The organism is Micromonospora sp. NPDC051300, from assembly GCF_044455315.1.
GTDB lineage: Bacteria > Actinomycetota > Actinomycetes > Mycobacteriales > Micromonosporaceae > Micromonospora > Micromonospora robiginosa.
This window is the reverse complement of the sequence record NZ_JBITEP010000021.1, coordinates 1-18,899: the sequence shown is the minus strand read 5'-3', so window position 1 is coordinate 18,899 and position 18,899 is coordinate 1. Positions and strand designations below refer to the sequence as shown.

The following is an 18,899-nucleotide window of genomic DNA, read 5'->3' as shown; positions in this document are numbered from 1 at the left end:
CCGTCACCGGCGCGGGTTGTTGACCCGCTCAGCGGTTGGTGTGGTCGCGGAAGCCCCGGCCGGTCTTGCGGCCCAGGTAGCCGGCGGTGACCAGGTGCTCCAGCAGCGGCGCCGGGGCGAAGCCGGGCTCGCGCAGTTCGAGGTACAGCTCCCGCTGGATCGCCAGCGAGACGTCCAGGCCGACCACGTCGAGCAGCTCGAACGGGCCCATCGGGTAGCCGCAGCCGAGCTTCATCGCGTAGTCGATGTCGTCGGCGGTGGAGTAGCTGGCCTCCAGCATCTTCACCGCGTCGTTGAGGTACGGGAAGAGCAGCGCGTTGACGATGAAGCCGGACCGGTCGCCGCAGACCACGCCGGTCTTGCCGACCGCGGCGCAGACCGCGCGGGCGGTCGCCGACGTCTCGGCGGAGGTGCGGATGGTCCGGACCACCTCCACCAGCGGCATGATCGGCGCCGGGTTGAAGAAGTGCAGGCCGACCACGTCGGCGGGCCGCTGGGTGGCCATCGCCACGTCGATCACCGGCAGCGACGAGGTGGTGGTGGCGAGCACCACGCCCGGCTTGCAGATCTCGTCCAGGCTGGCGAACAGCGCCTTCTTGACGCTCAGCTCCTCGACCACGGCCTCGACCACCAGGTCGACGTCGGCGAGGTGCTCCAGCGTGGCGGACCAGGTGATCCGCCCCATCGCGGCGTCCCGGTCGGTCTCGGCGAGCTTGCCCCGGACCACGCCCTTGTTGAGCGAGGTCTTCACCGCCTCGCACACCTTGGCGGACTTCTCCGCGCCCCGGGTCACCGAGATGACCTCGTAGCCGGCCTTGGCGAAGACCTCGATGATGCCGGTGGCCATGGTGCCGGAGCCGACCACACCGACCTTGGCGACCACCCGGGCGCCGTCGGCGAGCCCGCCGTCCGCGCTCACCGGCGTGTGCTCGTCTGCCACGACCTTCGGCGAGCCCGGCCGCTCGTAGGTGTAGAAGCCGCGCCCGGACTTCCGGCCGAGCAGCCCGGCGGTGACCATCTGCTTGAGCAGCGGGGCCGGGGCGTGCCGGCGGTCCCGGCCGCCGCGCCGGTACATCGTGTCGAGGATCTCGTACGCGGTGTCCAGGCCGATCAGGTCCATCAGCGCCAGCGGGCCCATCGGCAGGCCGCAGCCGAGCTTCATGGCGGCGTCGATGTCCTCGCGGGTGGCGTAGCGGGCCTCGAACATGCCGACCGCGTGGTTCAGGTAGCCGAAGAGCAGCGCGTTGGCGATGAACCCGGCCCGGTCGCTGATGGTCACGTCGACCTTGCCGAGCCGCTCGCAGAGCGCCTCCACGTCGGCCACCACCTCGGCGGAGGTGACCACGGTGCGGACCACCTCGACCAGCTTCATCACCGGCGCGGGGTTGAAGAAGTGGATGCCGATGACCTGGTTCGGCCGGGTGGTCGCGACGGAAATCTCGGTGACGCTCAGCGACGAGGTGTTGGTGGCCAGGATGGCCTCGGGCTTGCAGACCCGGTCCAGCTCGGCGAAGATCCGCTGCTTGAGGTCCAGGTGCTCGGGGACCGCCTCGATCACCAGGTCCACGTCGTGCAGGGCGTCCAGCCCGACCCGGAAGTCGACCCGGGACAGCAGCGCGTCCCGGTCGGCCTCGGCGAGCTTGCCCTTGGCCACCGCGCGGTCGGTGGAGCCGGTCAGCGTGGTCCGGCCCCGCTCCAGCGCGGCGTCGGAGATCTCCACCGCGGTGACGTCGACGCCGTTGCGGGCGAACACCTCGACGATGCCGGCACCCATGGTGCCCAGACCCACCACACCAACCCTGGTGAACTCGCGCGCCACGACCGGCCTCCCTCGGTTGACTCCGCCGTTGCCGACATGAACGGCCGCTAAGGTTATGCGCCGGAGTCTGCCACGTGACGCTGTGTTGTCGAGACGCCGTGGGATATTTCACGCACCCCGCCGTCAGCCGGGCGTGACCACCCCGGCGAGCGCCAGCAGCTCGGCGACGAACTCGGCCGGCCGCTCCAGGTGCGGGCTGTGCCCGCAGCCCGGCAACGTCACCTCCCGGTAGGCGCCGCCGGCCGCCGCGTACCGGTCCAGCACCGCGCGGGTCTGGCCGACCATCGGCTGCGGCGGGCACGCGTCCGCGCCGGGCCAGCCGGGCACGATCCCGAGCTGACCGAGGTACGCCAGGTCGAACAGCGAGGTGTCCGACACGATCACGTCGGCGTCGCCGCGTACCCAGGTCACCGCCGGCTTGACCGGCGCGGCGACCAGCTCGTCGGCGAGCCGGAAGTGGGCCGGGGCCAGCGCGTTGAGCACACCGCGCCGCCCGGCGGCGGTGCCCGGCCAGTGGGCCGAGCCGACCGCGGTGCCGGGGTAGTTGTCGTCCCCGGTGGCGGTGGTCAGCATGCTCTCCAGCAGCAGGTCCTCGTGGTCGCCGAGCGACGCCGGATCGGCCACGTAGGCGGCACGCAGCACGTTGCGCGGGCTGGTCGGGCCGTCGGCGCCCCGGTCACCGGCGGCGAGCCGGGCCACGAAGTCGGGGTTCGCGCCGCCCGCCCCGGTGCCGGCGAAGTCGGGCGTGGTGGGGGTGCCGTCGAGGTCCCGGGTGCCGCCGAAGCCGTACGGCGAGACCGGGGCCGCCAGCAGCAGCCCGGCCACCCGCTCCGGGTGGTCGACGAGCAGGCGCATGGCCACCCCGCCGCCGAGCGAGTGCCCGACCACCACCGGCCGGGCGCCGGGCGCGAACAGCCCGGGCGCGTCGAGCAGGGCGGCCACGTCGTCGGCGAAGTCGCCGAGCCCCCGGGTGGCGTCGACCGGGGCGGTGTCGGTCTCGCCGTACCCGCGCAGGTCGGGGGCGACCACCCGGAGCGTCTCCGGGAGGCGGGGCAGCAGCGGCTCCCAGAACGCCGACGACGAGACGTTGCCGTGCACCAGCAGCACCGGCACGCCGTCGGCCGGGCCGGCCACCCGGATCGCCTGGGTGATGCCGTTGGCCTGGATCGTCTGCCGCGCGCTCCGCATCCGGGCATGCTGGCACACCGCTCGGCCGGTAGCCATGTGGCCGGCACCCATGCCGGGCGGCCCGCACCTGTCGCGGGCCGCCGTGCGAGCCGGTCAGCCAGCGTCGACCGGCTGCGCCTCGCGGGCCTCGATCGGCTGCCGCTGCGCCGGCACGGGCAGCGGAAGGGTCGGCCGCTGGTCGCGGCGCGGCTGGCCGAAGCTCATCCCGACCGGGTCGGTGCGGGCCACGCCCGGGTCGTAGAGGCGCAGGTCGGTGCGGCCGAGCCGGACCACGTCCCCGTCGGCGATCGGCACGCTGCCGGTGATCCGCCTGTCGTTGAGCCAGGTGCCGTTGGTGGAGCCGAGGTCGGTGAGCAGCACGCCCTCGGTGGTGGCCTGGACGCTGGCGTGCCGGCGGCTCAGGTGTGGGTCGGCGAGCACGATGTCGGCGCTCGGCGCCCGGCCGATCACCTGCACGCCCCGCCCGACCCGGAAACTGAGCCCGCGCATCGCCCCGCCCGACACCGTCAGCAACGGCATCAGCTCAGGATGCTCCTCCATGGACAGTCGACCTCCACCCCACATCGCCCCGCGGCGTCAGCCTGCCACCTCACCGTAGTGGCTCCCACCGCCGCGCGGTCACCCCCGCGACCCCGGGCGGTCATCTTGCGTTCGCCGTTCGGACGGCCGGGAAGGGCGCGATCGGCCATTAACGAAAGTCGATATGATGCCGATCGGTACGGGCAGCGTGCGGCCCCCGCGACACCTACCGGTGAGTAATATTCGGGTCTAGACTGCGGCCATGACCGCCGTGCATGTCCCCGGGAACCCGCTCATCTCCGACGGCCGCCTGGTGTCCACCAGCCCGGCGACCGGCGCGGAGGCCGGCCGGCTCCCGGTCGCGACCGAGGCCGACGTGCGCGCCGCCGCCGAGCGGGCCCGCGCCGCCGCCGACTGGTGGGCCGGGCTCGGCTTCGACGGCCGGCGCGACCGGCTCCAGCGCTGGCGCGGCGTGCTCGCCCGGCGCATCGAGGAGCTGGCCGACCTGATGCACACCGAGGGCGGCAAGCCGGTCGGCGACGCCGTGGTCGAGGTCCTCACCGCGCTGGAGCACGTCGACTGGGCCGCGCGCAACGCCCGGCGGGTGCTCGGCCCCCGGCGGGTCCGCTCCCGACTCATCCTCGCCGAGTTCACCGGCCACCTGGAATACCAGCCGTACGGCGTGGTCGGCGTGATCGGCCCGTGGAACTACCCGGTCTTCACCCCGATCGGCTCCGCCGCCTACGCGCTGGCCGCCGGCAACGCGGTGGTGTTCAAGCCGAGTGAGTACACCCCGGCCGTGGGCCAGTGGCTGGTCGACCGGTTCGCCGAGGTGGTGCCGGAGCAGCCGGTGTTCCAGGCGGTGCACGGGCTGGGCGACGTCGGCGCGGCGCTGTGCCGCTCCGGGGTGGCGAAGGTGGCCTTCACCGGCTCGACCGCCACCGCCAAGAAGGTGATGGCGGCCTGCGCCGAGACGCTCACCCCGGTGCTGCTGGAGGCCGGCGGCAAGGACGCGATGATCGTCGACTCGGACGCCGACCTGGACGCCGCCGCCGAGGCGGCCGTCTGGGGCGGCCTGACCAACGCCGGCCAGACCTGCATCGGCATCGAGCGGGTCTACGCCGTCGACCAGGTCTTCGACGCGTTCGTCGACAAGGTGGTGGCGAAGGCCGGCCGGCTGACCGTGGGCGCCGACGGGGCCGACCTCGGCCCGATCACGATGCCGTCGCAGATCGACGTCATCCGCCGGCACATCGACGACGCGGTGGCCCGGGGCGGCCGGGCGGTGCTCGGCGGGCCGGACGCGGTCCAGCCGCCGTACGTGCACCCGACCGTGCTGGTGGACGTGCCGGAGGACTCGGCCGCCGTGCGCGAGGAGACGTTCGGCCCGACGCTCACCGTCAGCCGGGTCCGCGACGTCGACGAGGCCGTCGAGCGCGCCAACGCGCTGCCGTACGGCCTCGGGGGTTCGGTCTTCGGCCGGGCGCGGGCGGTGGCGGTCGCGCGGCGGCTGCGTTCCGGGATGGCCTCGGTCAACTCGGCGCTGACCTTCGCCGGCATGTCCACGCTGCCGTTCGGCGGCACCGGCGAGTCCGGCTTCGGGCGGATCCACGGCGAGGACGGGCTGCGCGAGTTCGGCCGCCCCAAGGCGGTCACCCGCCGGCGGGCCCGGTCACTGCTGCCGGCGATGACGTTCGAGCGCACCCCGGCCGACGTCGCCCGCCTGGTCAAGGTGGCCAAGCTGATGTACGGCCGGAAGCGCTAGAACAGCGTCAGCTCGTCGCGCTCGATGCCGCGCAGCTTGTCGTAGTCGACCACCACGCAGCGGATGCCGCGGTCGGTGGCGAGCACCCGCGCCTGCGGCTTGATCTCCTGCGCCGCGAAGACGCCGGTGACCGGCGCGAGCAGCGGGTCGCGGTTCATCAGCTCCAGGTAGCGGGTGAGCTGTTCCACCCCGTCGATCTCGCCGCGCCGCTTCACCTCGACCGCTACCGCGCCGGCGTCGGCGTCGCGGCAGAGCAGGTCGACCGGGCCGATCGCGGTCATGTACTCGCGGCGGACCAGGGTGAAGCCCTCCCCCAGCGTCCCCGGGTTGGCGGCGAGCAGCTCCTGCAGGTGCGCCTCGACGCCGTCCTTGCGCAGGCCGGGGTCGATCCCCAGCTCGTACGAGGTGTCCTGGAAGATCTCCTCCAGGGTGATGCGCAGCTCCTCGCCGGCCTTGTTGACCACCCGCCACACGCCGGGCGCCTCCTCCAGCCGGCACGGCGGGCTCATCCAGTTCAACGGCTTGTAGGCCCGGTCGTCCGCGTGGATCGACACCGAGCCGTCCGCCTTGACCATGAGCAGCCGGGTGGCCGGCGGCAGGTGAGCCGAGAGCCGTCCGACATAGTCCACCGAGCACTTCGCAATGACCAACCGCACCCGACGAGGGTAGCCGAGCCCCCGGCCGGCGCCGACGAGCGCCACTGGCGCACCGGTGCCATATTGAGATCGTGCTCGAAGTCCTCACCGGATCCGGTCTCGCCGCCTCGGCGGGCCTGAACGCCTACATCCCGCTCATGCTGATGGGCCTGCTGGCCCGCTACACCAACCTGATCGAGCTGCCGAGCAGTTGGCAGTGGCTCGGCAACGGCTGGGTCCTGCTGATCCTCGCCGTCCTGCTGGTGGTCGAGGTGGTGGCCGACAAGGTGCCGGTGGTCGACCACGTCAACGACATGGTGCAGACCGTGGTCCGGCCGACCGCGGGTGGTCTGGCGTTCGGCGCCGGCTCCGGGTCGGAGACGGTGACGGTCAGCGACCCGGACACGTTCTTCTCCACCCACCAGTGGGTGCCGGTGGTGGTCGGCGTGCTGATCGCGCTCGGCGTGCACCTGCTCAAGGCCGCCGCCCGGCCGGTGATCAACGCCACCACGGCCGGTTTCGGCGCGCCGGTGGCGAGCACCGCCGAGGATGCCACGAGCGTGCTCATGTCGGTCGCGGCGATCCTGCTGCCGGTGCTGGTGCTGGTGTTCGCGGTCGGCCTGGTGGCGTTCGTGGTCTGGTTGTTCCGCCGGCGCAAGGACCGGCGCCGGGAACGCGCCGCGGCCCGCGCGGCCGGCTTCCGCGTCTGAGCGGGGTCTGCCCGCTCAGACGCTCTGGTAGGTCATGCAGTCGGCCATGTCCATGTCCGGGCCGACGGTGATGGCCGGGGCGTGGCACTCCAGGTCCGAGTTGTGCCGGCAGTCGGACCGGGAACACGCGCCGACCTGGGCGATCGACTGCTCGATGCCCCCGCGCACCGGCATGTCCACGTAGGTGTGGCAGTGCGCGTGGTCGCTGCTGCCGATCGTGATGGCGAACGCGTGGCAGTCGTTCGTGTGGTTGTAGGCGCAGGACCGGACGGCGCACTCCTGGACCCGGGGCATCTCCAACGACGCGGTCATTTTTCCGCCCTTTCGTGGTGTCTTGCCCCGACTTTAGGCTTTCCACCGCCTCACCGGGCCGGATCCGGTGTTAAGCGGGGCCCCCGCCTCTACCGAATGCGTTAAGCGGGGCCCCCGCCTTACATCCGCTCGCGGATGACGGTGACCAACTCGTCGATGATGCCGGTAAGCGCGAAGTCCTTCGGCGTGAACACCCGCGCCACCCCGGCGGCCCGCAGCTCCTCGGCGTCGCGCGGCGGGATGATGCCGCCCACCACCACCGGCAGGTCGCCCCGCCCGGCGGCGCGCAGCCCGTCCAGCACGGCCGGCACGGCGGCCAGGTGCGAGCCGGAGAGCACGGAGAGCCCGACCAGGTCGACGTCCTCCTCCACCGCGGCGGCCACGATCTGCCCGGCGGTGAGCCGGATGCCCTGGTAGATCACCTCGAAGCCGGCGTCGCGGGCGCGAACCGCGATCTGCTCGGCGCCGTTGGAGTGCCCGTCCAGCCCCGGCTTGCCGACCAGCAGGCGCAGCCGCCCGCTGCCCAGCTCGCGGGCGGTGGCGGCGACCCGCTCACGGACCGCCGCGAGGCCCGCGTCGCCACCGGCCCCGGCCGCGCCGGACAGCCCGGTCGGCGCCCGGTACTCGCCGAAGACCCGGCGCAGCGCGCCCGCCCACTCCCCGGTGGTCACCCCGGCGGCCACGCAGGCGAGCGTCGCCGGCATCAGGTTGGTCGTGGTGGCGGCGTCCGCGCGCAGCCGGTCCAGCGCGGCGTCCACGGCCGCCGCGTCCCGGTCGGCCCGCCACTGTCGTACGCCGGCTGCGGCGGCCGCCTCGACCGCCGGGTCCACCTGCTCGATCGCCTCGGCGCCGGCCGCGGTCAGCGGGGACGGCTCGGTCTCGGTGAACCGGTTGACGCCGATCACCACGTCCGCGCCGGACTCCATCCGCCGGCGCCGGTCGGCCAGCGAGGCGACGAGCGCGCTCTTCAGGTAGCCGGACTCCACGGCGGCCACCACGCCGCCCATCTCCAGCACCTTGTCCAGCTCGACCCGGGCGCCGGCCACGATGTCGTCGACGAGCGCGGTCATCACGTGCGAGCCGTCGAACAGGTCCGGATATTCGAGCAGGTCCGACTCGTACGCCAGGACCTGCTGCATGCGCAGCGACCACTGCTGGTCCCACGGCCGGGGCAGGCCGAGCGCCTCGTTCCAGGCGGGGAGCTGCACGGCCCGGGCGCGGGCGTCGCGGGACAGCGTGACGCCGAGCATCTCCAGCACGATCCGCTGGATGTTGTTCTCCGGCTGCGCCTCGGTCAGGCCCAGCGAGTTGACCTGCACGCCGTAGCGGAACCGGCGCTGCCTGGGCTCGGTCACGCCGTAGCGGTCGCGGGTGATCTCGTCCCAGAGCGCGCCGAACGCGCGCATCTTGGCGATCTCCTCGACGAAGCGCACCCCGGCGTTGACGAAGAACGAGATCCGCTGGACCACGTCGCCCATCCGCTCGGCCGGCACCTGGCCGGAGTCGCGCACGGTGTCCAGCACGGCGACCGCGGTGGCGAGCGCGAAGCCGACCTCCTGCACCGGCGTCGCGCCGGCCTCCTGGAGGTGGTAGGAGCAGATGTTGACCGGGTTCCACCGCGGCATCTCCCGCAGCGTGTACGCGACGACGTCGGCGGTCAGCCGCAGCGACGCGGCCGGCGGGAAGATGTACGTGCCCCGGGACAGGTACTCCTTGATGATGTCGTTCTGCGTGGTGCCGGCGCAGCGGCTCAGCTCGGCGCCCTGCTCGGCGGCGGCGGTGCCGTAGAGCGCGAGCATCCACATGGCCGGCGCGTTGATGGTCATCGAGGTGTTCATCTCGGCGAGCGGGATGCCGTCGACGAGCGCGCGCATGTCGCCGAGGTGCGCCACCGGCACGCCGACCCGGCCCACCTCGCCGGTGGCCAGCTCGTGGTCCGGGTCGTACCCGGTCTGGGTGGGCAGGTCGAACGCGACCGACAGCCCGGTCTGGCCCTTGGCCAGGTTGCGGCGGTAGAGCGCGTTGGAGGCCGCGGCGGAGGAGTGCCCGGCGTACGTGCGCATCACCCACGGGCGGTCCCGCTCCGGCAGGCGTCCCGGCATCGCGTCGTCCATGGCGGGAGTCTAAGTTACCGTTCAGTAAAAAGGGCTGTGGAAAACCACACAGGTCCATGGAGCGGACCGACGGGCATGAACGGTGCCTGATGTGGGACACCACCACACCCCCGGCCACCGTCGGACCCGCGACCATCGCACACTTGACGTCATGGAATACGAGCTCGCGATCTCCGTACGGGGACTGCGCAAGACGTACGGCGACAACGTCGCGGTGGCCGGGGTGGACCTGGACGTCCACCGGGGCGAGGTGTTCGCCCTGCTCGGCCCGAACGGCGCGGGCAAGACCACCACGGTGGAGATCCTGGAGGGCTACCGGCACCGCGACGCCGGCGAGGTCCGGGTGCTGGGCGTCGACCCGGCCAAGCCGGACGCCGACTGGCGCGCGAAGGTCGGCATCGTGCTCCAGGGCACCGGCGAGTTCGACGAGCTGACCGTCGGCGAGGTGGTCCGGCACTTCTCCGGCTTCTACCCGGACGCCGACGACCCGGCCAAGGTCGTCGAGCGGGTCGGGCTGGGCGCCAAGGCCAAGGCGCGCACGCACACGCTCTCCGGCGGGCAGAAGCGCCGCCTCGACGTGGCGCTGGGCATCGTCGGCCGCCCCGAGCTGCTCTTCCTCGACGAGCCAACCACCGGCTTCGACCCGGAGGCCCGGCGCGAGTTCTGGGAGCTGATCCGCGACCTCTCCGCCGCCGGCACCACGATCGTGCTCACCACCCACTACCTGGACGAGGCCGAGGCGCTCGCCGACCGGGTCGGCGTGATCGCGGCCGGTCGGGTGGTGGAGGTCGCGCCCCCGAACCGGCTCGGCAACCGGCAGGAGGCGCTGGCGACCGTCTCCTGGCGTACCCCGGACGGGGTGGCCGAGTCGGCGGAGACCGCGACGCCGACGGCGCTGGTGGCCGAGCTGGCCGCGCGCTTCGGCGGCGAGGTCCCCGGCCTCGCGGTGAGCCGGCCCACCCTGGAAGACGTCTACCTGCGGATGATCGGACACTCATGAGCACCACGACGAAGCCGGCGGCCCCGGTCGCCGCCACGCCGGCCTGGCGACTCGGCGCGGGCGCGCTGGCGCTGCGCCAGGGCCGGCTGGAGATCACCCAGTTCCTGCGCAGCCGGGAGTCCGTCGTGTTCACGATGGGCTTCCCGATCATCATGATCCTGATCTTCGCGGCGATCTTCAGCGACGAGATCGCCCCGGGCGTCAGCTACACGCAATACTTCATCACCGGCATGATCGCGACCGGCCTGATGACGGTGAGCTTCCAGAACCTCGGCATCTGGATCCCGATCGAGCGGGACCGGGGCGTGCTCAAGCGCTACCGGGGCACGCCGATGCCCAAGTGGGTCTGGTTCGCCGGCAAGGTGATCATGGTGGTGGTCATCGGCATCGCCGAGACCGCGCTGCTGCTCGCCGTCTCGGTCGCGCTGTTCGACCTGGACCTGCCGCAGACCGCCGCCAAGTGGCTGACGTTCGGCTGGGTCGCCGTCCTCGGGGTCACCGCCTGCACGCTCTGCGGCATCGCCATCTCGTCGCTGGCCCGCACCGCGCGCAGCGGCTCGGCCGTGGTCACCCCGGTCGCGCTGGTGCTCCAGTTCATCTCCGGCGTGTTCTTCGTCTTCACCAGCCTGCCCACCTGGATGCAGCAGGTCGCCGCGCTCTTCCCGCTCAAGTGGATGTGCCAGGGGCTGCGGTCGGTCTTCCTGCCGGACAGCTTCGGCGCCCAGGAGCCGGGCGGCTCGTTCGAGCTGGGCACTGTCGCGCTGGTGCTCGGCCTCTGGTGCGTGATCGGCCTGGTGCTCTGCCTGACCACCTTCCGGTGGACCACCCGCCGCGACGGCTGAGGCGCAAGGCGGGGCCCCCTCTTAACGCCTGGCGTATAGGAGGGGGCCCCGCTTAACACGAGATGGCACACTGCCGGGCATGGGACGCACGTTGAGCCGGCGGGCACTGCTGACCGCCGGGGGCGGGATCGCCGGCATCGGGCTGGTCGGCGGGCTCGCCGCCCGGCAACTGTCCGGTCCCCGGCCCGGGGCGGGCCCCACCCTGCCGGACGCCCCGGCCGGCGACGAGCGGCTGATCCGCATCGCCTCCGCCGCGCGCGGCCGGGAGGTGGACTTCTGGACCGCCGTGCCCGAGGGGTACGGCGACGGCCGGGGCCTGCCCGTCTGCCTGGTCCTGCACGGCGCGTCGGCCACCCCGCGCGACTACGGCCGGTTCGGACTGGCCCGCTTCCTCACCGACGCGGTACGCCGGGGCGCCCCGCCGTTCGCGCTCGCCGGCGCGACAGGCGGCCGGCTCTCCTGGCGACGCTCCGGCGACGACGACCCACAGCGGATGGTGCACGAGGAGCTGCCCACCTGGTGCGCCCGGCGGGGCTTCGACAGCAGCCGGCTCGCCGTCTGGGGCTGGTCGATGGGGGGCTTCGGGGCGCTGCTGCTCGCCGAGGCGTACCCGGGATGGTTGCGGATGGCGGCGGCCTTCTCCCCCGCGGTGCGCCCCGGGGACGCGGTCTTCACCGGCGTGGACAAGCTGCGCGGAACCCCGGTCGGGCTGTGGTGCGGCCGGCAGGACAACTTCCTGCCCGACGTCCGCGCGCTGGCCCGGGTGCTGCCGGAGCGCCCGGTGCGCGCGGCCTGGGCCGACGGGCGGCACAACTTCGGCTACTGGGGCACCGTCATCCCGGACGCGTTTGCGCTGCTCGGCGCCGCGCTCACCCCGCCCCGGACCTGAGTCGTCCGGAGCGGGGCGGTCGACACGCTCAGTACGAGTAGAAGCCCTGCCCGGTCTTGCGGCCCAGGTCGCCGGCGGTGGCCATGCGCTGGAGCAGCTCCGGCGGGAAGAACTTCTCGTCGGCGGTGTCGGTGTAGATGTTGCGGGTGGCATTGAGCAGCACGTCCACGCCGGTCAGGTCGACAGTGGCCAGCGGGCCCATGGCGTGCCCGAAGCCAAGCTTGCAGGCGGTGTCCAGGTCCTCGGCGGAGATCACGCCCGACTCGACGAGCGCTACCGCCTCCATCGCCAGCGCGCAGATCAGCCGGGTGGTGACGAAACCGGCGATGTCCCGGTTGACCACCACGACGGTCTTGCCGATCTCCTCGGCGAACGCGCGGGCGGTGTCCATCGTCGCGTCGCTGGTCTTGTAACCCCGGACCAGCTCGCAGAGCTTCATCATCGGCACCGGCGAGAAGAAGTGGGTGCCGACCACCGACTCCGGGCGCTCGGTGGCGGTGGCGATCTGGGTGACCGGGATGGCCGAGGTGTTGGTGGCCAGCACCGCGTCCGCCTTGCAGATCTTGTCCAGCGCGCGGAACACCTCGTGCTTGATCTCGATCTTCTCGAAGACCGCCTCGACCACGATGTCCGCGTCCGCCGCCGCCTCCAGCTCGGTGGTCGGGGTGATCCGGCCCAGCGTCGCCTCGACGTCGGACGCCTCGATCTTCCCCTTCTCGGCGAACTTCGCCAGCGACTTCCGGATGCCGTCGACGCCCCGCCTGGTGGCCGCGTCGTCGACGTCGCGCAGCGTCACCTGCCAGCCTGCCTGCGCCGCCACCTGGGCGATGCCCGAGCCCATCAGCCCGGCACCGACGACCGCGAGTCGACCCGCCATCTGCTTCTCCCTCGCCCGTGTTCTCCAACGTCTGGGAGAACCCTACTTAACGAGGAATAAGGGCCGTCAGATGGCCAGGTCGGGTTCCTCCGGCGCGGTGCCCCGCTCCACCTCGACGCCGAGCGCCCGCAGGTCCGCCACGAAGTCCGGGTAGCCCCGGTCGACGTGGTGCACGTGCGAGACCTCGGTGACCCCGTCGGCGCAGAGCCCGGCGATGATCAGGCCGGCGCCGGCCCGGATGTCGGTGGCCCGCACCGGGGCGCCGGAGAGCCGCTCCCGCCCGCACACCAGGGCGTGGTGACCGTCGGTGCGGATCTCCGCGCCGAGCCGCATCATCTCGTTGGCGAACATGAACCGGCCGTCGAAGATGTTCTCCGTGATCAGCGAGCCGCCCTCGCTGACCGCGGCCAGCCCGATCGCCATCGGCAGCAGGTCGGTGGCGAACCCCGGATAGGGCAGCGTGACCACGTCGACGGCCGCCGGCCGGTCGTCCATCCGTACCCGGAAGGCGTCGCCGCGGGTCTCCACCAGGCCGCCGGCCGAGACCAGCTTGTCCAGCGCGACCTCCAGGAAAGCCGGGTCGAGGCCGGTCACGGTGACGTCGCCGCGGGTCATCGCCGCGGCGAACGCCCAGGTGCCGGCGACGATCCGGTCCCCCACCGTGGCGTGCCGGACCGGGTGCAACTCCGGCACGCCGGCGATGTGCAGCGTCGAGGTGCCCGCGCCGGAGATCCGCGCGCCCATCCGGCTCAGCATGGCGCAGATGTCGACGATCTCCGGCTCCCGGGCCGCGTTGTCGATTGTCGTGTCACCCCGGGCCAGCACGGCCGCCATCACCAGGTTCTCGGTCGCGCCGACGCTCGGGAAGTCCAGCACGATGTCCGCGCCGTGCAGCCCGTCCGGGGCCTCGGCGATGACGAAGCCGTGCTCGCCGGAGATCTCCGCGCCCATCCGGGCCAGCCCGGCGATGTGCATGTCCAGGCCCCGCGAGCCGATGGCGTCCCCGCCGGGGTGCGCCACCCGGACGTGGCCCCGGCGGGCCAGCAGCGGGCCGAGCACGCAGATCGACGCGCGCAGCCGGCGGACCAGGTCGTAGTCGGCCTCCGCGCCGGGCCGCTCCGGCACGTCGACGACGACCGAGCGGGACCGCTCCCGGCCGCCGCCGGCGACCATCGGGTCGACCGGGTCGTCGGGCCCGAAGCGTACGCCGCACCCGAGCCGCCGCAGCACCTCTCCCATGATCGCGATGTCGGTGATCCGGGGCACGTTGGTGATCACGCTGCGGCCGGGTGCGAGCAGCGCGGCGGCCATCAGCTTCAGCGCCGAGTTCTTCGCGCCCACCACGTGCACCGTGCCGGCCAGCCGGGCGTTCCCGCTCACCCGGATGACGTCGACGTCGCTGAGCGCCGGGTCGCCGGCATCGCCCGGCCCCACCGCGGTCGGCCGGTCCGGCCGCACCGGGATGGTCAGGTCCGGTATCCGTAGGCTGTGCGTCATGGCCGTCCACCTCACGCGCATCTACACCAAGGCCGGCGACGCCGGCATGACCAGGCTGAGCAACAACGAGCAGGTGCCGAAGACCGATCCGCGGATCGCCGCGTACGCGGACGTGGACGAGTGCAACGCCTCGATCGGCGTGGCGCTCGCCCTCGGGCAGCTCCCCGACGAGCTGCGGACCGTGCTGGAATCCGTGCAGAACGACATGTTCGACGTCGGCGCGGACCTGGCGACGCCTGTGGAGCCGGACCCGAAATATCCGCCGCTGCGGGTCACCGAGGAGTACGTCGAGCGCCTCGAGGGCTGGTGCGACGAGTTCAACGCGCGCCTGAGCAAGCTCGACTCCTTCATCCTCCCCGGCGGCACCGCGGGCGCGGCACTGCTGCACGTGGCACGGACGACCGCCCGGCGCGCCGAGCGTGCGGCATGGGCGCTGGTCACCCACGACCCCGATCGGACCAGCACCCTCCCGGCGAAGTATCTCAACCGTCTCTCCGACCTGCTCTTCATCCTGTCAAGAACGGCCAATCCGGGCGGCGATGTGCTATGGGTGCCGGGCGGTAAGCGCTGACCGTCGGCGGCCTGCACCACGTGGAGGTGTGGGTACCCGACCTGGCGGCGGCCAGACGTAGTTGGGGCTGGCTTCTCGGCGAGCTGGGCTGGACGCCGTACCAGGACTGGCCGGCCGGCGTCTCCTGGCGGCACGGACCCACCTACCTGGTGCTGGAGGAGTCGCCGGCGCTCACCGGCCGGACCCACGACCGGTGCGCGCCCGGCCTCAACCACCTGGCCTTCCACGTCGGGCCGCCGGCCGCCGTCGACCGGCTGGCCGCCGCCGCCCCGGCGCACGGCTGGGCGCTGCTCTTCGGCGACCGGCACCCGCACGCCGGCGGCCCGGACAGCTACGCCGCCTACCTCACCGACACCCAGGGGTACGAGGTCGAGCTGGTCGCCTCGACCGGCTGACAGGTGATCGCCTGCGGCCGGGCCGGGCCGGCCGAGCGTCCGAAGCAGTTCGACCGGTCAGCAGCGGTCGGCCGCGCCGCGCCGGACGGGGGCGGTCCGGCCCTCCCCCGGGCGCCGCGCACCGACCCGACGGCGGACCGGCCGTCGGCGGGCCGGGACCGGACCCGCGCAGGCCCGGCGAACGGCACGCCGTCGGCGTACCCGGAGGCGGCGGAACCCGGCCACGAGGGCGACCGCCGCCACCACCGCCACCCCGGCGGCGGCCGGCAGACCGGGCGGCAGGCCACCGGCCGCCCAGCCCAGCAGTACCGTGCCGGGCACCCAGACGGCCACCGCCGCGCCGTTGACGAGCGCGAACCTGGGGTACGGAAGTCCGGCCGCGCCGGCCACCCGGGGCACCAGCGTGCGGGCGAACGCGGTCCAGCGCCCGAGCAGCACCGCGGTCCCGCCCCGGGCGGCGACCAGTTCCTCGGCCTGCCGCCAACGCCGCTCCCCCACCCACCGGCCCAGCGCGCCGCGCCGGAGCCGAGGACCGAGCAGCCGTCCCTCCAGATAGCCGAGCTGGTCGCCGACGAACGCCGCGGCGGTCGTCACCGCGAGCGCGGCGCCCAGGTCGACGCGGCCAGCCCGGGCCAGCAGCCCGACCGTCAGCATGGTGGTCGCGGCCGGCAGCACCAGGCCCACCAGCAGGCCCACCTCGCCGGCGAGCACCGCCGCCGCGACCAGCAGCACGAGGCCCGGCGGCAGCGCGTCGAGCCGGTCCACCACGGAGTCCAGGAAGGTCATGCTCCAAGCGTCGCGCCCAGGGCGGTCGGTGACGTCCTGCCCGTGGCCCGGCCGGGTCCTCCGAGTGGCCGCCCGACGCCCTAGGGTCCCCCCGGATCCGGCACCGGGTTGAACCCGTCGTCGACCAGCCCGAGCCGGTGGGCCACCACCGCGGCCTGCACCCGGTTGCGCAGCTCCAGCTTCTCCATCGCGGCCGAGACGTGCGTCTTCACGGTGGTCACCCCGAGGTGCAGCCGGGCGCCGATCTCGGCGTTCGACAGCCCCGCGCCGACAAGCGCCAGCACCTCCCGCTCCCGAGGGCTGAGCAGGCCGAGGCCCGCGGCGGCCGGGTCGGTCGCCCGGTCCCGGTCGTGCGCGGTGAGCGCTCGGCGCAGCACGCGCGCGAGCACCGGCGGCGCGAGCAGCGGCTCGCCCCGGGCCGCCCGCCGCACCGCGTCCACCAACTCCTCGGGGGCGCCGTCCTTCACCAGGTAGCCCTGGGCGCCGGCGCCGAGCGCCCCGTAGACGTTCGCGTCGTCGGCGAACGTGGTCAGCACCAGCACCCGGGCCGCCGGTTGCTGCCGCAGGATGCGCCGGGTCGCCTCGATGCCGTCCAACCGGGGCATCCGCAGGTCCATCAGGATCACGTCCGGCCGTAGCCGCTCGGCGAGCCGGACCGCCTCGTGGCCGTCGCCCGCCTCGCCCACCACCTCGAAGCCACCCGCCGTCCTCAGCACCAGGGCCACCCCGGCACGGACGAGCGCCTGGTCGTCGACCACCAACACCCTGATCATTCGTTCTCCCTGATCGGCAGCCGGACCCGGACCCGCCAGCCACCTCCGTCGGTACCGCCCGCGACGAGCGTCCCACCGAGCAGGCCGACCCGCTCACGCATCCCCCGCAGGCCGTGCCCGGAGGCGGGCAGCCGGGTACGCGGGCGGGCCGGGCCGCTGTCCAGGACCTCAATCAGCAGCCCGCCGCCGGCCACCTCGACGTCGACCGAGACGACCGTGCCCGGTCCGGCGTGCTTCAGGCTGTTGGTCAACGCCTCCTGCACCACCCGGGCCGCCGTGGTCCCGACCACCAGCGGAACCCGATGCAACGTCTCCGGCATCCGCACCTGCACCGCCAGCCCGGCCTCCCGGACCCGGCGGGCCGCGTCCCGGATCACCTGCGCCGGATCGACCTGCGACTCCGCCGGCTCCACCGCGTCCGGGTCGCGGAGCACCTCCAGCAGGTCCCGCAACTCGTCCAGCACCTGCCCGGCGGTGTCCCGCAGCTCGCCGAGCGCCAGCACCGCCTCCTCCGGGCGCCCGGTGTGCTGCACCGCGTACCGGGCCGCGCCGGCGCGCAGGGCGATCGCCGCGACGTGGTGGGCGACGATGTCGTGCAGGTCCCGGGCGATGGCGGTCCGCTCGGTCAGCCGCACCATCCGCGCCTCCGCCGCCCGCCGCTCCTCCGCCTCCCGGGCCCGCTCCTCGGCCGCGGCCGCCGCCTGGCGTACCCCGCCGAGATAGCGGCCGAAGGCCACCGGCGCGGCGGCGAACCCGGCCAGCGTCACCAGCCGGAGCACGCCGAGACCGCCACGGAGCATCTCCGGGTCTCTCGGGTCGACCACGTTGGCCAGCGTCACCGCCAGGAAGAGCACGTACCCGACGGCCGTGCCCGGCCAGCCCGAGTGGTAGGCGACGTAGCCCAGCGCGACGGCGGCGGCGATCTGGGCAATGTCCCCGGCGGTCACGCCCGCCGCGTCGGCGGCGAGCGTCAGCGTCGACGTGACGAGCAGCACCGGCCACGGCCAGCGGCGGACTCCGACGAGGGCCAGTCCGGCGAGCACCGCGAAGACGATCACCCGCGCCGGGTGCGGGACGGCGGGGACGGCGGTACGCGTGCTGATCAACCCCAGTGCGGCCGTGCCGAGCCCGAGCAGCAGCTCGGGCCACCGGATCCACCGCCCGCCCCCCATGCGGCAACCATACGGAGCGGACCGGGCCAGCCGGCCCTTCCACCGGCCGGCCCCCCTCCTCCGACTGGTTGGTGCACCGGCCCGCCGCACGAGATCCGACAGGTCCCGGCCCGCCTAGCGTCGATCGGCGTGATCAGCGACGCTCCCGCCTTCCTCGGCCAGTTCGCCCGATACCCGTTCACGACCGGCGCGGTGCTGCCCAGCGGCACAGTCCTCGCCCGGGACATCACCGCCGCCGTGCCCCGTACCGGGCACCCGCTGGTGGTGGAACTCGGCCCCGGGACCGGCGTCTTCACCCGGGCCATCCAGCACCGGCTGGCCGGACGTGGGCAGCACCTGGCGGTCGAACTCAACCCGAGCTTCGCCGCCACGCTGGCCCGCCGGCACCCGACCGTGGACGTGGTACGCGCCGACGCCGCGGCCCTCGACCGGGTGCTCGCCGACCGGCACCTGCCGGCCGCCGACGTCGTGGTGAGCGGACTGCCCTGGGCGGCGTTCGGCGGCAGGCGGCAGATCGACGTCCTCGACGCGGTGCTGAAGTCGCTCCGGCCGGGCGGGGCGTTCACCACATTCGCGTACCGGCACGCGTCGACGACCCGGCCCGCCCGCCGCTTCCGGCGACTGCTGACCGGGTCGTTCGAGGAGGTGACGATCGGGCGGACGGTCTGGGCCAACCTGCCACCGGCCCTGGTCTACCACTGCCGCCGGCCGGTGAGCCGCTGAAGGCCGGCACCCCGTGTTCGGGGTGCCGGCCTTCAGCGCGTGTGTCTTACTTCCAGTGCTGGCCGACGAGGTCGGTGGCCTGCTTCTCCCACTGGGCGTACGCGTCCGGGTAGGCGGACACCTGCACGGTCTGCGCGGCCTTGGTCAGCGGCATGTCCTGCCAGCCGTCGACCTGCTTGAGGCCCTTGAGGAAGGCGAGGGTGGAGTGCTCGGGGTCGGTGATCTGCTCGGGGGTGCCCCAGCCGGAGGAGGGGCGCTGCTGGAACAGGCCCAGCGAGTCGTGGTCGTTGCGGTCGCCGAGGTGGCCGAGGT

Annotated in this window: 19 protein-coding genes and 1 pseudogene; 8 read left to right on the top strand and 12 right to left on the bottom strand. The window is 73.6% G+C overall.

Features of this window, described 5'->3' with window-relative positions; genetic code table 11:
* Window positions 1-28: 28 nt before the first annotated feature.
* The 3 genes from ACIA5A_RS21905 to ACIA5A_RS21895 form a co-directional block, all read right to left on the bottom strand.
* The gene (locus ACIA5A_RS21905; RefSeq protein ID WP_396765254.1) at window positions 29-1,819 is read right to left on the bottom strand and encodes a 3-hydroxyacyl-CoA dehydrogenase family protein; all 1,791 of its coding nucleotides are present in this window, start codon (window positions 1,817-1,819) and stop codon (window positions 29-31) included.
* 123 nt (window positions 1,820-1,942) lie between these two features.
* Window positions 1,943-3,007, bottom strand: coding sequence for an alpha/beta fold hydrolase (locus ACIA5A_RS21900; protein WP_396765251.1), 1,065 nt, complete (start codon window positions 3,005-3,007; stop codon window positions 1,943-1,945).
* A gap of 93 nt (window positions 3,008-3,100) precedes the next feature.
* Window positions 3,101-3,547, bottom strand: a complete 447-nt coding sequence (locus ACIA5A_RS21895) for an FHA domain-containing protein (protein ID WP_396765248.1) — start codon at window positions 3,545-3,547, stop codon at window positions 3,101-3,103.
* 241 nt (window positions 3,548-3,788) lie between these two features.
* Here ACIA5A_RS21895 and ACIA5A_RS21890 point away from each other — a divergent pair, with 241 nt between their 5' ends.
* Window positions 3,789-5,291 (top strand): aldehyde dehydrogenase family protein, encoded by a 1,503-nt coding sequence (locus tag ACIA5A_RS21890; RefSeq protein ID WP_396765245.1) that lies wholly within the window; start codon window positions 3,789-3,791, stop codon window positions 5,289-5,291.
* Here ACIA5A_RS21890 and nucS read toward each other — a convergent pair.
* Complete coding sequence (nucS, locus tag ACIA5A_RS21885) at window positions 5,288-5,947, bottom strand: endonuclease NucS (RefSeq protein ID WP_396765243.1); 660 nt, start codon at window positions 5,945-5,947, stop codon at window positions 5,288-5,290. The genes ACIA5A_RS21890 and nucS overlap by 4 nt on opposite strands.
* Window positions 5,948-6,018: 71 nt before the next feature.
* On the opposite strand from nucS, the gene ACIA5A_RS21880 reads away from it, so the two are divergent.
* Window positions 6,019-6,636 (top strand): DUF4126 domain-containing protein, encoded by a 618-nt coding sequence (locus ACIA5A_RS21880; protein ID WP_396765240.1) that lies wholly within the window; start codon window positions 6,019-6,021, stop codon window positions 6,634-6,636.
* Between the two features lie 15 nt (window positions 6,637-6,651).
* Here the strand turns inward: ACIA5A_RS21880 and ACIA5A_RS21875 are convergent, their stop codons facing one another.
* Both ACIA5A_RS21875 and ACIA5A_RS21870 read right to left on the bottom strand, forming a co-directional pair.
* A complete protein-coding gene (locus tag ACIA5A_RS21875; protein ID WP_396765237.1) occupies window positions 6,652-6,948 on the bottom strand; it encodes a DUF1540 domain-containing protein in 297 nt (98 codons plus the stop codon).
* Window positions 6,949-7,067: 119 nt separating this feature from the next.
* Window positions 7,068-9,062 carry a protein meaA gene (locus tag ACIA5A_RS21870; protein ID WP_396765235.1) on the bottom strand — a complete coding sequence of 665 codons (1,995 nt, stop codon included), beginning with the start codon at window positions 9,060-9,062 and terminating at the stop codon, window positions 7,068-7,070.
* 151 nt (window positions 9,063-9,213) lie between these two features.
* Here ACIA5A_RS21870 and ACIA5A_RS21865 point away from each other — a divergent pair, with 151 nt between their 5' ends.
* The 3 genes from ACIA5A_RS21865 (at window position 9,214) to ACIA5A_RS21855 (ending at window position 11,793) form a co-directional block, all read left to right on the top strand.
* A complete protein-coding gene (locus ACIA5A_RS21865) occupies window positions 9,214-10,062 on the top strand; it encodes an ABC transporter ATP-binding protein (RefSeq protein ID WP_396765232.1) in 849 nt (282 codons plus the stop codon).
* Window positions 10,059-10,904, top strand: coding sequence for an ABC transporter permease (locus ACIA5A_RS21860; RefSeq protein ID WP_396765229.1), 846 nt, complete (start codon window positions 10,059-10,061; stop codon window positions 10,902-10,904). The genes ACIA5A_RS21865 and ACIA5A_RS21860 overlap by 4 nt, the downstream gene beginning before the upstream one ends.
* A gap of 79 nt (window positions 10,905-10,983) precedes the next feature.
* The gene (locus ACIA5A_RS21855; RefSeq protein ID WP_396765226.1) at window positions 10,984-11,793 is read left to right on the top strand and encodes an alpha/beta hydrolase; all 810 of its coding nucleotides are present in this window, start codon (window positions 10,984-10,986) and stop codon (window positions 11,791-11,793) included.
* 28 nt (window positions 11,794-11,821) lie between these two features.
* Here ACIA5A_RS21855 and ACIA5A_RS21850 read toward each other — a convergent pair whose 3' ends face one another.
* Both ACIA5A_RS21850 and murA read right to left on the bottom strand, forming a co-directional pair.
* Entirely contained in the window at window positions 11,822-12,670 is an 849-nt protein-coding gene (locus tag ACIA5A_RS21850) for a 3-hydroxyacyl-CoA dehydrogenase family protein (RefSeq protein ID WP_396765223.1), read from the bottom strand.
* Window positions 12,671-12,736: 66 nt separating this feature from the next.
* A complete protein-coding gene (gene murA / locus ACIA5A_RS21845; protein WP_396765220.1) occupies window positions 12,737-14,167 on the bottom strand; it encodes a UDP-N-acetylglucosamine 1-carboxyvinyltransferase in 1,431 nt (476 codons plus the stop codon).
* On the opposite strand from murA, the gene ACIA5A_RS21840 reads away from it, so the two are divergent.
* Window positions 14,166-14,738, top strand: a complete 573-nt coding sequence (locus ACIA5A_RS21840) for a cob(I)yrinic acid a,c-diamide adenosyltransferase (RefSeq protein ID WP_091069145.1) — start codon at window positions 14,166-14,168, stop codon at window positions 14,736-14,738. The two genes, murA and ACIA5A_RS21840, sit on opposite strands and share 2 nt — an antisense overlap.
* A complete protein-coding gene (locus ACIA5A_RS21835) occupies window positions 14,735-15,133 on the top strand; it encodes a VOC family protein (protein WP_396765489.1) in 399 nt (132 codons plus the stop codon). Before ACIA5A_RS21840 ends, ACIA5A_RS21835 begins: the two co-directional genes overlap by 4 nt.
* Before the next feature lie 57 nt (window positions 15,134-15,190).
* On the opposite strand, the gene ACIA5A_RS21830 is transcribed toward ACIA5A_RS21835, so the two are convergent.
* The 3 genes from ACIA5A_RS21830 to ACIA5A_RS21820 form a co-directional block, all read right to left on the bottom strand.
* Window positions 15,191-15,919 carry a DedA family protein gene (locus ACIA5A_RS21830; RefSeq protein ID WP_396765216.1) on the bottom strand — a complete coding sequence of 243 codons (729 nt, stop codon included), beginning with the start codon at window positions 15,917-15,919 and terminating at the stop codon, window positions 15,191-15,193.
* Between the two features lie 80 nt (window positions 15,920-15,999).
* Window positions 16,000-16,692: a response regulator gene (locus tag ACIA5A_RS21825; RefSeq protein ID WP_396765213.1), complete on the bottom strand. Its 693-nt coding sequence runs from the start codon at window positions 16,690-16,692 to the stop codon at window positions 16,000-16,002.
* Window positions 16,689-17,864, bottom strand: coding sequence for a sensor histidine kinase (locus tag ACIA5A_RS21820; protein WP_396765211.1), 1,176 nt, complete (start codon window positions 17,862-17,864; stop codon window positions 16,689-16,691). Before ACIA5A_RS21820 ends, ACIA5A_RS21825 begins: the two co-directional genes overlap by 4 nt.
* A 129-nt stretch (window positions 17,865-17,993) precedes the next feature.
* On the opposite strand from ACIA5A_RS21820, the gene ACIA5A_RS21815 reads away from it, so the two are divergent.
* Window positions 17,994-18,587, top strand: a complete 594-nt coding sequence (locus tag ACIA5A_RS21815; protein WP_396765208.1) for a class I SAM-dependent methyltransferase — start codon at window positions 17,994-17,996, stop codon at window positions 18,585-18,587.
* Between the two features lie 46 nt (window positions 18,588-18,633).
* Here the strand turns inward: ACIA5A_RS21815 and ACIA5A_RS21810 are convergent.
* A pseudogene (locus ACIA5A_RS21810) lies at window positions 18,634-18,899 on the bottom strand (hypothetical protein); the annotation flags it as partial.

What these genes read in the sequence shown, in the direction of transcription:
- ACIA5A_RS21860 (WP_396765229.1), top strand. Translation starts at nt 10,059, where the DNA reads ATGAGCACCACGACGAAGCCGGCGGCCCCGGTCGCCGCCACGCCGGCC.
- ACIA5A_RS21875 (WP_396765237.1), bottom strand. Translation starts at nt 6,948, where the DNA reads ATGACCGCGTCGTTGGAGATGCCCCGGGTCCAGGAGTGCGCCGTCCGG.
- ACIA5A_RS21900 (WP_396765251.1), bottom strand. Translation starts at nt 3,007, where the DNA reads ATGCGGAGCGCGCGGCAGACGATCCAGGCCAACGGCATCACCCAGGCG.
- ACIA5A_RS21820 (WP_396765211.1), bottom strand. Translation starts at nt 17,864, where the DNA reads ATGGGGGGCGGGCGGTGGATCCGGTGGCCCGAGCTGCTGCTCGGGCTC.
- ACIA5A_RS21825 (WP_396765213.1), bottom strand. Translation starts at nt 16,692, where the DNA reads ATGATCAGGGTGTTGGTGGTCGACGACCAGGCGCTCGTCCGTGCCGGG.
- ACIA5A_RS21895 (WP_396765248.1), bottom strand. Translation starts at nt 3,547, where the DNA reads ATGGAGGAGCATCCTGAGCTGATGCCGTTGCTGACGGTGTCGGGCGGG.
- ACIA5A_RS21865 (WP_396765232.1), top strand. Translation starts at nt 9,214, where the DNA reads ATGGAATACGAGCTCGCGATCTCCGTACGGGGACTGCGCAAGACGTAC.
- ACIA5A_RS21830 (WP_396765216.1), bottom strand. Translation starts at nt 15,919, where the DNA reads ATGACCTTCCTGGACTCCGTGGTGGACCGGCTCGACGCGCTGCCGCCG.
- ACIA5A_RS21890 (WP_396765245.1), top strand. Translation starts at nt 3,789, where the DNA reads ATGACCGCCGTGCATGTCCCCGGGAACCCGCTCATCTCCGACGGCCGC.
- murA (WP_396765220.1), bottom strand. Translation starts at nt 14,167, where the DNA reads ATGACGCACAGCCTACGGATACCGGACCTGACCATCCCGGTGCGGCCG.
- ACIA5A_RS21870 (WP_396765235.1), bottom strand. Translation starts at nt 9,062, where the DNA reads ATGGACGACGCGATGCCGGGACGCCTGCCGGAGCGGGACCGCCCGTGG.
- ACIA5A_RS21840 (WP_091069145.1), top strand. Translation starts at nt 14,166, where the DNA reads ATGGCCGTCCACCTCACGCGCATCTACACCAAGGCCGGCGACGCCGGC.
- ACIA5A_RS21850 (WP_396765223.1), bottom strand. Translation starts at nt 12,670, where the DNA reads ATGGCGGGTCGACTCGCGGTCGTCGGTGCCGGGCTGATGGGCTCGGGC.
- ACIA5A_RS21855 (WP_396765226.1), top strand. Translation starts at nt 10,984, where the DNA reads ATGGGACGCACGTTGAGCCGGCGGGCACTGCTGACCGCCGGGGGCGGG.